A 10,609-nucleotide genomic window follows, 5' to 3' on the forward strand; every position below is an offset into this window, starting at 1 on the left:
ACGATCTCAACATCCATCCCAGATGTATAACAGATCAAAGCCAATCAGGAAAGGTGGACGCAGCCCGGACGCTTACCGAAATAGAGTCTATTGATGTCGAAAACAGCAGGCCATTTACACTTTCTGCTGACCTAATTGTGCTTTCGGGGCGAGATTCATTCTACTCGACTGAGGCCTCCTCTGGGTCGGAATTATTGGTTATTGATGTAGTGAATGATTTGTAAGCGTTCCGCGAAGCACCGTTGGTTCTTACTTTACACTTGAGCGGTCATAAACGTCGTATTGGTCTGGCTATGACGTATATGATTCCTATGCGGCGATCTTGCTGTGACGCTTTGCGTAGGCAGCTGGAGTCATGGACGGGATCTGATGATTTGTTGATCTGGGCAGGGCTTGGAGCAAGTATTTGAGGTAGGCGTATGGGTCGATGCCGTGTCGTTTGGCGGACTCGATGATGGAGTAGATAATGGCGCTGGTTTTGCCGGATGCTTCGGAGCCGATGAAGAGCCAGTTTTTCTTACCGATGGCCGAAGGGCGGATAGCGTTTTCGACGAGGTTGTTGTCGATCTCAATCATGCCATTGGAGATGAAGACTTCGAGCGTGTTCCACTGACTCAAAGCATAAGCGATGGCCTTGCCTAAGTTGCTTTTAGGCAAGTAGCGTGGTTTGAGTTTTATGAAGGCTTTTTTGAGGCGTTGTAAAATGGGATCGGACTTCGAGGCTCTGACTGCGGCGCGCAAGGTTGGTCCGGCGCGTGCTTCTCTCAGTTGTTTTTCGATGCGATAAAGCTGGGTGATTTGATGCAGGAGCCAGCCGACGATTTTGGGATCACGTTCTTTGGCTTCAAAAAACTTACGGCGGGCATGGGCCCAGCAACCGGCTAGCTGGATCAGTTCATTACGCTGTTTCTGGAAGCTGGGGTAAGCCTGATAGCCGTCGCATTGGAGCGCTCCGGTAAAACTTTTTGGAACAATCTCGTTCAGGTTGTTCGCGCCGCGACCCGAGCGCCAGTGATAGATGACATCGCCGCCGGGCACATTGCTGACCCAAAAATATCCTTGAGGCGCTTTGCCTTGGCCTGGTTCGAGATAACGGATCGGCGTCTCATCGACTTGCAAGTATGCGCTGCGCATTTGCTGGCGCTGCATCTCATTGTAAATGGGTTCCAACCAGTCGGTGGCCAGCGCGGTCCAGCGGCACAGCGTTTGGCGAGAGATGGTTACGCTGTGGCGTTGACGGTAGATTTGCTCCTGCCGATAAAGCGGCAAGTGGTCGATGTATTTGCTGGCGACCACGTGCGCAATCAGACTCGGCGCGGCCAAACAACGCTCTTGCAAGCCTGGTGGCAAAGGCGCGATCAAGGGTGGTTGATATGGCATATCCTTGCGTGCAAATTTGCGGCGGATGAGCCGGCGTTTGAAGAAGCGCGCCGGTTGGTAATCCAGTTGCTCGCTGACTTCCTGGCCCATCAAGCGCCAGGCATCCGGCGCGGCTTTGACTTCATCGGGATCGAGCACCGTTTCTTCAACGGGCAAGTGGTCCGGCAAACGCGGTTGGTTATGTTTGGGGCGAGCCTTTTTCTGAGCAGCTCCCGCAGTAGGCTCAACGGCGGCGGGAGCTTCGGCTTTTTTTGAGTCCAACTTCGCAAGCAATGAGAGTTGATTCGGATCAAGCCGTTCGCTCTTTTGACCGTAAATCATCTGCGCCAGGGCATCGACTTTATCGCGCAACAACTTGCTTTCCAAACGCAGTTCGCTGAGCTCCGATTCCAGTTGCGCCTCGCGTTCGCTCATGATGATTATTCATTGTTTATCACAGCAGACATGTCCAGAGGATAATCAACGATCGCGATCATACCACGGCAAAAACTTGGCGCCCTTGAGCTCCACGCCATCACATAGCATCGCAAAAGCTTCCGGGCGCAAACGCAGCTTCACCGCCTTCGGGTTCGTCGAGCTTGGCCAACTGAAACGACCTTCTTCCAGACGCTTACTCAAAACCCACAAGCCGCTGCCATCCCAATACAACACCTTCAGCCGTGTCCGTTTGCGATTGCTAAACAAGAACAATGCGCCGCTTTGCACCGACTCCTTGAGATGGTCGCTCACCAACGCTTCCAACCCATTAAAGCCCTTGCGCATGTCGCCATGCTCCAGCGCCACGAACACCCGCAAACTGCCGCTAAAACTCAGCACCTCAATTATGGCTATGCCTTTAAGGCACGCAACAACTCCACCGCCAAAGCGATGTCTTCACGACGACTCACCCGAAGCTTGATCCCGCCCGGCGCTTCCAGCTCTAAGCCAACGCCAGCATGGCCAGAAACCGGCGACTCCAAAACCGCCTCCACCAAGGACACCGATGAGGATCGTTTACCTTTCTTGGCCTTTACCTTGCATCCAACCTTCTTCAAAGCTGGATACTCGCCACGTTCCCGACGACGCTTCTGGACCCAAGTGGCAAAAGTCTGATAGTTAACGCCAATATGCTCAGCAAATGCCTGACCGCTCATACCGCTGCGCTCAAACTCATCCAGAATCACCTCACGCTTCTCAGGCGGCATCGTCACCCGACCCAACACATCTACCTTCAATAACTCCGCCTCTTTATCGATCGTATCCGTCATAGTCAGATCAATACGACATATACGACACACAGGCTAAAGCACCAAATAACGGTGCTACGCGGGCTTTCGATTACCCACAAGTTTTCGGGGATAGTCAAAAAAATGATGTTTAGGATGTACAGCCGAATCGATGTCTGATGCATATTGTTCATGCCCGATGTATCCGCTTCTCAATCAGCCAGTAAGAACCTGTTTTCAGCCTCTTCGAGCTGGATTGAACACGAACTTTCCTATTGCTCGCTGAAAGACGAGCGATTGACCAAACGTTTCAAGACGATTCTGCAACAGCTTCACAGTGCCAGCGCAGAGAGCATTCCCTGGGCCTGCCAAGACTGGGCTAATGCTAAAGCGGCCTATCGCTTTTTTGACAATGACCGAGTCAGCGACACAGATATACTCGCTGGCCATTTTCGTTCCACCAGTGAGCGTTTCGCCAGCACACCGGGCACGGTTCTGGTGTTGCAAGATACGACTGAGTTTTCCTTCCAACGCGAAAATATCGGTTTGTTGCACAAGCCTCGTCTGGCTCAAAATGCGCAGTGGCGTGAGAAGCATCCACTCTGTGGTTTGTCCATGCACTCCAGTTTGGTGGTGACGACTGGTGGCCTGCCACTGGGCTTGGCGGCGGCGAGATTTTGGACACGCAATAAGTTCAAAGGAGCCAATGCGCTCAAACGCAAAATCAATCCCACCCGTGTGCCCATTGAGCAGAAAGAAAGCATGCGTTGGTTGCTTAACCTGCGGGAATCAACCAGCCTGCTACCCGACCTCAAATACGCTCGTGCGCCTCGGGATTACTACGAGCTTTTCCGACCAGTCCAAGGAACGCTGAAGCCATACCTGGATGGAAAGCTGACTTTCATGGCCGATGCGAATGATTTCATCTACGACAGTTTGCACTGCGAGTGGGCTTATATCGTCAATCTGGACATCCGCTCGGCGGAACTGTGCAAGCTTTCGATCTTCGACATCGACCTGCCCGAGGGCATGCTCACGGTCCGTCAGGGCAAAGGCCGCAAGGATCGGATCGTGCCACTCGGCAAAGCCGCGCGGGAATTTTTGCGCGAGTATCTGGAGCGCGTGCGACCGATCCTCTGGAAAATGAATCAGGGGCGCTGTGCGGTCGAACGCCTGTTCTTCACGAACCGGCGCACGCCGTTAAGACCCGATGGTCTACTGCGGATTGTTCGCAAATACCAGATCGCTGCTGGTCTGCCGCCCGAGATTACCACCCACAGCTTCCGGCACACCTGTGCGACTGAGATGCTCAAGGGCGGAGCCAGCGTTCGCCACGTCCAGGAAATGCTTGGGCATTCCAGCATGGAGACCACACAAATCTACACTCGCATCGTTCCCACCGATCTCAAAGCCATGCATCAGAAGACTGCGCCCAGTGAGGCCAAGGGTTTGCGTCGGTTGGCAAAGCCCGTGTTCACTCGTCAGTCCGACCGAGACTGGGGCAATGAGCACAAGCTGTATCGAGCGGCGGCTCAGGCGGTTTCCAAATAATCGACAAAAAAATCTCAGAATACTGTTGCTATGTAACATGGCTATGTCACATAACATACGCATGCCACGTGGAGAATCTGGTCGCATTGTGTTGGAAGTTAATCCCGAAGAAAAAAGAGATCTTTATGACGCTCTTGGTCAGGATGGATTAACTTTAAAAGATTGGTTTCTTGGACAGGCTCGTCGTTATTTGCGAGATCGGAATCAGCGCGAATTGTTTTTCGAAGCTGCTGAAGCGAGCAGACCTTTTTCCGCAGGGAAAAATGCCGAAAGCACAAAGCAAACGTAACATGGGTTTATCAATTACAAATAGCAATTTTCCAGCGATAATTAAAACTGGGCGAGAACGTGCTTTCGAAACGCTGTCTCGGCAGTATCGTGGTGCAAATGGGCAGTTTTTTACTCCTTACCCAATCGCAGAGTTTATGGCTTCGTTGGCCGAATATGGTTCACATGTTAGGCTTTTAGATGCGGGTGCAGGAGTCGGCGCTCTAACCTTGGCGACTGTTGAGGCTGCGATAGCTTCCCGAAGCACTCGGAGTATTGAGGTGGTGTGTTTCGAGAAGGAACCTCAGTTTCAACGTGTCCTGTGCGATAATCTAAACGCTTGTGCTAGATATTGTGAAAGCCAAGAGATCGCCTTCACTTCAACTATCATCGCCGATGATTTCATCATGAGTGCATCGGCAGAAATATCAGGCACTGATCTTTTCAGAAGATGCTCGCTCGGTAGTTTTTCCCATTCGGTTCTCAATCCACCCTACAAGAAACTGCGAAGCGATTCAGATCATCGACGTGCTTTAAGGTTTGCTGGAATAGAAACATCCAACCTGTATACCGCATTTGTTTGGCTGGCACTTCGTTTATTGGGTGATTACGGACAACTGACCGCAATAACGCCAAGAAGCTTTTGCAATGGCCTTTACTTCCGCCCATTCCGGCAGTTCCTGCGGGATCAAATGGAGTTTAGGCATATTCATTCGATTGAACAAAGACGAACTGCTTTTTCCGATGATGATGTTCTTCAAGAAAATATCATTTTCCATGGAATCAAGAGCTCGGACTTCCGAACTGCGGTCACACTTTCTAAGGGCGATGGGATAAGTGTTTCTTCGAGGCGATCTGCTCCTCATAATGACGTTGTTGAGCAAAGTCGGGATGCCATGATTCACTTAGCGCTAAGTGAAGAGGAAGCCTCGATAGTGCGCGGTATCGAATCTCTACCTTGTCTTTTGGAAGACTTGGAAGTGAGTGTTTCTACCGGACCGGTGGTTGATTTTCGGCTAAAAGAGTATTTGCGTAAAAATCCCGAGCTGGATAGCTGCCCACTATTGTATCCGTGCCATTTCAATGGGAATTCCGTTGATTGGCCGAAGCCCGGTCACAAGAAGCCAAATTCGATTAAGATTGATGGGGCAGTTAGACCTTCACTGCTTCCTGTAGGGCACTATGTTTTGGTTAAGCGATTCACGTCAAAAGAGCAAATTAGACGCGTTGTGGCAGTGGTGTTATCGCCGGAAGATTTACCGGGTAAGACTCAAATGGTGGGAATTGAGAACCATATAAACTACTTTCACAGTGACAGGAATCCACTCGGTATGGAATTGGCTTGGGGACTATCTGCATACCTAAATTCTTCGTTTGTTGATGCATACCTGCGGGTGTTCAATGGGCATACTCAAGTCAATGCGACAGATTTACGCAAGTTGCGTTACCCTGCTCAAATCGATCTCATTCGTTTGGGCAGAGAAATTTTGGTGCACCGTGAGGTCGATCTGGAGGCAATCGATTTGACGCTTAGTCAGCTTATTTTTCAAAATCGACAGGTGGTAGCACTCGAAATTGCTTAGCCCCGTCTGTTCGTATCCATAGGAAAGTGTCCACGGCGAGGTTCTTCATCGAGCTCTGCCGTGTGGCTGCTGTCCTCCAATCAGGATAGGTAGTTGTAAAACCAATACTGGACTTGCCACAACGCTTTGCCAGTTTCGTAAGATTCTCAACCTTGTGCCAATCTACTTCACCATCGCTGCAAACTGCTTCGATGACCCAAACTGAGTCGGTGGTTGAATTCCAAAGCAGGATATCCGGCATGGAATCGTCCAGCGCTATATTCAGGCCAGCTCGCTCTAGTTTCTTGCTTTCCTCATCCGAAATTCGATCACCATCAGCATCATCAATATAGATTACTTCGAATCCAGGCAAGAAATTGGGCACATAGTGTTCTTGTGAATCTTGAATCAGGCGCAAATGCTTTGAATCAACTGATTCGCGAGTCCGTTGAGCTAATTTAGCCTGAAGGCTTAAGCGTCGTCGAATAGCTGAACTCGATGACCAAGCATGAAGTATGGATTGCCATGACGAAGGCGAGGCCTTGAGTATTTTCAAAAACCCCTCATCAATTCGGTAAGCGGAATTTGGAGACTTAGCGGTCGGGTGGCCTGGGAGAAATTTATTCTCCTTCGGGGAAAAGTAGACTTTTTCCAATGCCCCGATCTCCCAAAGTGGCTTGAGCCAGTAATCTCGACCTTCACGATCCAATTTGCCCGAGCTCCTTTGAATGATTCCAACATGGCATGCGATATGAGCTGTTGAAGCACCGGCACAGAATTTGAATTGGTTTGCCGTTTTGGTAAAGAAGGATGGCAAAACGTCGTCGAGCAAAGCGAAAACAACGTCGATAATGTCGGGGCGAGACCGATCAATCTTCGCTAATACTTGGGAAATCCGTTCTTTGTCGACCCCTTGAAAAGTGCTGGGTAACGGTGGGATTTTGCCGTTTTTTATGTTTGCTGAAATGCGTTCTTCGAGCTTCACAACTGGTTTTTCGCAAGTTGCCGAGCTCTTCACAACGAAATTCGAATACTCCCTATTGGGAAAATCAAGGTGCGTAAAGGAGGGTCAATCCCGCATTCAAATTTGGCATTCGCTTAGTCTCTTCAAGCACCTCTGGCGCGTAGGGTAATTCCGGGAACCAATTTGCATCGTCGTAATGCTGCATCTCGTCAGCAACTTCGTCAGGCTTCAATGTGGCGGAGCTGTATTGAGGTGGTTCTCGTCCTGCCACAACATAGGGGAGATGGTGTGTCTCCTTCGAATAGCACCACTTCACAATTCCCTCGCAAAACCAAACGATAATGACTCGATGGCGAGATACGTCGGCATAGCGTATGGCAGTGGCCGTAAGGGTCGTCTGAAATTGTGTGGAGAGTTCTGCGATCAGTGCAATGGATGGAAAACTGTTACCGCATGCCTCACGAAAATACCCTGTCGGCATAAGCAGTTCCGCTGCGAAGTGATTGGCTTCTACTTCCATCGGAGACCGTCCATAATAGCGCATATCCTCATCTGAGCAGAGGAACTGAGATTGTCCGTCGTGCAATTCCCAATGACCTAGTTCGTGGGCAATTGTGAATCGTCGCCTCCCCGGAAAATTACGATTCGGACAGGCGCGTATGATGCCCCGACCGCTTTTCCGAATAAGTCTACCCTCGGCCCCTTTCATTGCACCTTCTTGGACGAAGGCGTTTCGCGAAGCTGCCAAATGCTCCAAAGGAACTTCACAGGGATGAGGGACTCCTAATTCTTTCCATAGGCGGAAAGCTGCTCCCTGGGCTTTGATGCGATTTGCTTTATTTGTCGGATGCATCGTCCCATTGATCAAGCATCATAATCTCTGCTTCCAAGTCTAGCAGGTCTTCATCCGGCGTATTCTCGAACTTCCGACAATAAACCAATGCCACTTCTTGGTCGGAAGATGCAAGAACCTGCAACTTATCCATCACCCGCTTTCGCAGAGCAGACGAATTTGATGCAACTTTCGCTCTAATGGCATTAAAGTGCTGTGTGAACTGACGGTGAGCTTCTGCCGCTTGTTTAAGCTTCTTGCGTGCCTTGACTGCTTTGAGTTTTTCTAGCCCCCAGTTTTTTAAATTAGTGTTATCTAAGCCGTTTTCAGCGAGATACTTTTGCGCTTCCACGTCGTCTGGAAGAGAACCTGTTTCGTATGCGAACGCTGCGATATCGGCCATGATTTTGGTGCTGTGTCTCTCGTTCGTTTCCTCACTCATGGGTTTGCCTCCATTCCCTTATGTTGAACTGAAGCCTTTTCTTGCCATTTTTTCTGTAAATATGTCCGCAGGCGTTTTTTGGTGGCTTCATACACATCCGCAGAGAGTCCCGTTTCATCGAGAATCTCAGATCTCTTTAAAGGAGCATCGCAGAGTGCAGAGATTATTTTGTATTCGGGTGAATCTGGAGAGAAAGCTTCAAGCAGTTCCAACACCTTGTCATCATCCTCGGATCTTGCAAGATGCTCAAAAGGACTAATGCAGTTTTGATCTTCGAGAGTGTCGAAGCCCTCGGTCTGCTTTTCATCAATTCCTGATTCCACACCTGGCTCCGAAGTGAAATTTCGGTTTTCCCAAGATCTAACCTAGTTAGCTACCTGGGAGCGGATAATGCCACGCAATACCATTGCGAGAGCTTTTCCTTGATCCCATTTTGCGCCTGTAAGAACCTTTTCGAATGCCGTTTGGACTAGGGTTTCGGCAGTATCACCGTCTGGAAGTTGACCTTCCCGTCCCATTCCGCGCCAACTCAGGGATGCAACTAGCCTCTCAGCGTATACTCTGAGTTTGTCTAACAGGGAGACCAACTCCTCATCGGTCAACTCTGCGATACGGTCTTCATTGGATGGCGTCGCAACCACGCTTCAATCTTTTTCAAAAAATTTTCGCAGGCAACCGCAAATTTCTCGGTTTGCTCAACATAAGTTACTGAGGATTTAAAAATGAACGAAATTTACGACGAAAACTCAGTGGATCCCAAGCTCGGGATTCCATTCCTGCAAGATGCTTTTGCTACCGAGCAGCAGCGTCTTTTGACAAACTTGGCATCTTCTAGAAGAATCAAGCATCATGGTGATCGTGGAGAGGTGAACGAGATACATTTTATTGATGCGCTGCGCCATTACCTGCCGAACCGATATACTGTCGAAAAGGCCGCCGTTTTGGATTCAACGGGTGCCGTTAGCGATTCTATAGACGTAGTCATCTTTGATCGGCAATACACGCCAACTCTCCTGGACTGCGATAGCCATCGATACGTTCCAGCCGAAAAGCGCTGAAGGATAAGCGGTTTGTCAAGCAACCTAAGCTTGTGACCAATGCAGTTCGGGTCTTTTACAAGGAGGAAGACGACGACCAGCGCCAGCACATCGACATCCCCGTCTATCGTCGATTTGAAGATCGAGATGGCAATGTCGTGCGTGAATTGGCAAGTCAAGATGGGTGGGTATTGTCTGATCCCACGCAAGTGAACACATGGTTCAATGATCGTGTGGTCGACCTAAATAATAGTGTTGAAGGGAAAGGAACTCAGTTTTGTCATTTAATCCAACTGCTCAAGCGCTTTTGCCGCAGCAGGGACAACTGGGACATGCCTAGCGGAATGAAACTCACCATGCTAGTGGCTGAGTGCCAGCCTTCATATAATGGCCGGATCGACAAGGCCTTCATGAGTCTTCTCGATGCGGTGTCTGTTCGTCTTGCCAGTGACAAAGTGATTCGCAATCTTGCGCATCCCGACAGACCAGAGCTTACACGGACTGATTCAGATTCGAACGTGGAAGAGCTCGCCGACAAAATCGAGGAGGCCCTGGTGGAGCTTCAAATGCTCGACGAATCTGAAAAACACAACGAGCGTGCTGCTCGCAAAGCATGGGACTGGATTTTTAAAAGCGATGGCTATTTTCGCCAATACGACGAGGAGAAGTGCGAAGCTAGAGCACGCCGTAAGGAGCGAGTCGGTCTGATCAATTCAGGAAACGCCCACACAAATTCTCTCGGCGTAATTTGTGCTACGGGAGGTAGTAAGAATTCTGAGCATAAATTCTATGGCGAAGACTACTAGTCGGTCTCGCAGGAATCGAAACCTCAGGCAGAAAGGGCTTGTTCGAACCCATTTTCCGAGGTTTTCCTGCAATGCCTATTCGAAGAGGTTGGTATGCATCGGCCATATCAATCCGGACCCTGATGGAAGGTATTCGCAAGACTACAAAGTTAAAATTCAATACGACAGTATTCCCAGAGTCTGGATATTGGACCCGGTAATCACGCCGAAAGCGGCAATTCACATGTATAGCAACGGCAGTCTCTGCCTCTACTATCCAGAAGATTTTGAGTGGTCAGACGAAGTGAATCTGCATGAGACAATCATACCTTGGACAGCGGAGTGGATTGTCCTTTACGAGGAGTTCTTAGAAACTGGCCTTTGGGCGGGGCCAGAAGCACCTCATCCTCTCGAGTCTGCGAAGTAAGATTTCCATTCAGTCAGCGTAATCACTGAGAAATTGGGTTGATCGAAAACCTGAGATGTCCTCAATTTTGGTGCGTGATTATCTGTAGTAGCCACGATCTGATCTGACAGATCGTGCTGTCTGGTCGATTAAAGTGTCAGGCTATTTTCGTTTGGTT

Annotated in this window: 14 protein-coding genes; 7 read left to right on the top strand and 7 right to left on the bottom strand. The window is 49.6% G+C overall.

The window, feature by feature from the left end; all coding sequences use genetic code 11:
* Positions 1-224: hypothetical protein (locus RBB62_RS19950; RefSeq protein ID WP_309401037.1), on the top strand; the 224-nt coding region annotated here is incomplete at its 5' end.
* An 85-nt stretch (positions 225-309) separates the two neighbouring features.
* On the opposite strand, the gene tnpC is transcribed toward RBB62_RS19950, so the two are convergent.
* The 3 genes from tnpC to tnpA are packed head-to-tail and all read right to left on the bottom strand — an operon-like array spanning position 310 to position 2,627.
* Positions 310-1,794 carry an IS66 family transposase gene (gene tnpC / locus RBB62_RS19955; RefSeq protein ID WP_309401039.1) on the bottom strand — a complete coding sequence of 495 codons (1,485 nt, stop codon included), beginning with the start codon at positions 1,792-1,794 and terminating at the stop codon, positions 310-312.
* Between the two features lie 45 nt (positions 1,795-1,839).
* The gene (tnpB, locus tag RBB62_RS19960; protein WP_309401040.1) at positions 1,840-2,196 is read right to left on the bottom strand and encodes an IS66 family insertion sequence element accessory protein TnpB; all 357 of its coding nucleotides are present in this window, start codon (positions 2,194-2,196) and stop codon (positions 1,840-1,842) included.
* An 11-nt stretch (positions 2,197-2,207) separates the two neighbouring features.
* Positions 2,208-2,627 (bottom strand): IS66 family insertion sequence element accessory protein TnpA, encoded by a 420-nt coding sequence (gene tnpA / locus RBB62_RS19965; RefSeq protein ID WP_309401042.1) that lies wholly within the window; start codon positions 2,625-2,627, stop codon positions 2,208-2,210.
* A gap of 150 nt (positions 2,628-2,777) precedes the next feature.
* Here tnpA and RBB62_RS19970 point away from each other — a divergent pair, with 150 nt between their 5' ends.
* From RBB62_RS19970 to RBB62_RS19980, 3 genes are all read left to right on the top strand, one after another.
* A complete protein-coding gene (locus RBB62_RS19970; RefSeq protein ID WP_309401043.1) occupies positions 2,778-4,136 on the top strand; it encodes an IS4/Tn5 family transposase DNA-binding protein in 1,359 nt (452 codons plus the stop codon).
* Between the two features lie 61 nt (positions 4,137-4,197).
* Entirely contained in the window at positions 4,198-4,425 is a 228-nt protein-coding gene (locus RBB62_RS19975; RefSeq protein ID WP_309401044.1) for a hypothetical protein, read from the top strand.
* The gene (locus RBB62_RS19980; protein WP_309401046.1) at positions 4,400-5,986 is read left to right on the top strand and encodes an Eco57I restriction-modification methylase domain-containing protein; all 1,587 of its coding nucleotides are present in this window, start codon (positions 4,400-4,402) and stop codon (positions 5,984-5,986) included. The genes RBB62_RS19975 and RBB62_RS19980 overlap by 26 nt, the downstream gene beginning before the upstream one ends.
* On the opposite strand, the gene RBB62_RS19985 is transcribed toward RBB62_RS19980, so the two are convergent.
* The 4 genes from RBB62_RS19985 to RBB62_RS20000 form a co-directional block, all read right to left on the bottom strand.
* On the bottom strand, positions 5,943-6,950 hold the full coding sequence (locus tag RBB62_RS19985) for a BsuBI/PstI family type II restriction endonuclease (RefSeq protein WP_309401047.1): 1,008 nt from the start codon (positions 6,948-6,950) through the stop codon (positions 5,943-5,945). The two genes, RBB62_RS19980 and RBB62_RS19985, sit on opposite strands and share 44 nt — an antisense overlap.
* 64 nt (positions 6,951-7,014) lie before the next feature.
* Positions 7,015-7,782, bottom strand: coding sequence for an ImmA/IrrE family metallo-endopeptidase (locus RBB62_RS19990; protein WP_309401048.1), 768 nt, complete (start codon positions 7,780-7,782; stop codon positions 7,015-7,017).
* Positions 7,766-8,203, bottom strand: coding sequence for a hypothetical protein (locus RBB62_RS19995; RefSeq protein ID WP_309401049.1), 438 nt, complete (start codon positions 8,201-8,203; stop codon positions 7,766-7,768). The genes RBB62_RS19990 and RBB62_RS19995 overlap by 17 nt, the downstream gene beginning before the upstream one ends.
* Entirely contained in the window at positions 8,200-8,526 is a 327-nt protein-coding gene (locus RBB62_RS20000) for a hypothetical protein (RefSeq protein ID WP_309401051.1), read from the bottom strand. The genes RBB62_RS19995 and RBB62_RS20000 overlap by 4 nt, the downstream gene beginning before the upstream one ends.
* Positions 8,527-8,925: 399 nt before the next feature.
* Here RBB62_RS20000 and RBB62_RS20005 point away from each other — a divergent pair, with 399 nt between their 5' ends.
* Genes RBB62_RS20005 through RBB62_RS20395 form a run of 3 tightly spaced genes read left to right on the top strand, consistent with a single transcriptional unit; the run spans position 8,926 to position 10,452 of the window.
* A complete protein-coding gene (locus RBB62_RS20005) occupies positions 8,926-9,261 on the top strand; it encodes a DUF6602 domain-containing protein (protein WP_309401053.1) in 336 nt (111 codons plus the stop codon).
* A 32-nt stretch (positions 9,262-9,293) separates the two neighbouring features.
* Positions 9,294-10,046 carry a hypothetical protein gene (locus RBB62_RS20010; protein WP_309401055.1) on the top strand — a complete coding sequence of 251 codons (753 nt, stop codon included), beginning with the start codon at positions 9,294-9,296 and terminating at the stop codon, positions 10,044-10,046.
* Positions 10,030-10,452, top strand: a complete 423-nt coding sequence (locus RBB62_RS20395; protein ID WP_484487966.1) for a type II CBASS E2 protein — start codon at positions 10,030-10,032, stop codon at positions 10,450-10,452. Before RBB62_RS20010 ends, RBB62_RS20395 begins: the two co-directional genes overlap by 17 nt.
* Positions 10,453-10,609 lie beyond the last annotated feature (157 nt).

It is taken from the genome of Cerasicoccus maritimus (genome assembly GCA_031296935.1).
Taxonomy (GTDB): Bacteria; Verrucomicrobiota; Verrucomicrobiia; order Opitutales; family Cerasicoccaceae; genus Cerasicoccus; species Cerasicoccus maritimus.

Excerpts from the sequence above, each read along its gene's own strand:
- tnpC (WP_309401039.1), bottom strand. The coding sequence starts at position 1,794 with ATGAGCGAACGCGAGGCGCAACTGGAATCGGAGCTCAGCGAACTGCGT.
- RBB62_RS20005 (WP_309401053.1), top strand. The coding sequence starts at position 8,926 with ATGAACGAAATTTACGACGAAAACTCAGTGGATCCCAAGCTCGGGATT.
- RBB62_RS19975 (WP_309401044.1), top strand. The coding sequence starts at position 4,198 with ATGCCACGTGGAGAATCTGGTCGCATTGTGTTGGAAGTTAATCCCGAA.
- tnpA (WP_309401042.1), bottom strand. The coding sequence starts at position 2,627 with ATGACGGATACGATCGATAAAGAGGCGGAGTTATTGAAGGTAGATGTG.
- RBB62_RS20395 (WP_484487966.1), top strand. The coding sequence starts at position 10,030 with ATGGCGAAGACTACTAGTCGGTCTCGCAGGAATCGAAACCTCAGGCAG.
- RBB62_RS19995 (WP_309401049.1), bottom strand. The coding sequence starts at position 8,203 with ATGAGTGAGGAAACGAACGAGAGACACAGCACCAAAATCATGGCCGAT.
- RBB62_RS19990 (WP_309401048.1), bottom strand. The coding sequence starts at position 7,782 with ATGCATCCGACAAATAAAGCAAATCGCATCAAAGCCCAGGGAGCAGCT.
- RBB62_RS19970 (WP_309401043.1), top strand. The coding sequence starts at position 2,778 with ATGCCCGATGTATCCGCTTCTCAATCAGCCAGTAAGAACCTGTTTTCA.
- RBB62_RS19980 (WP_309401046.1), top strand. The coding sequence starts at position 4,400 with ATGCCGAAAGCACAAAGCAAACGTAACATGGGTTTATCAATTACAAAT.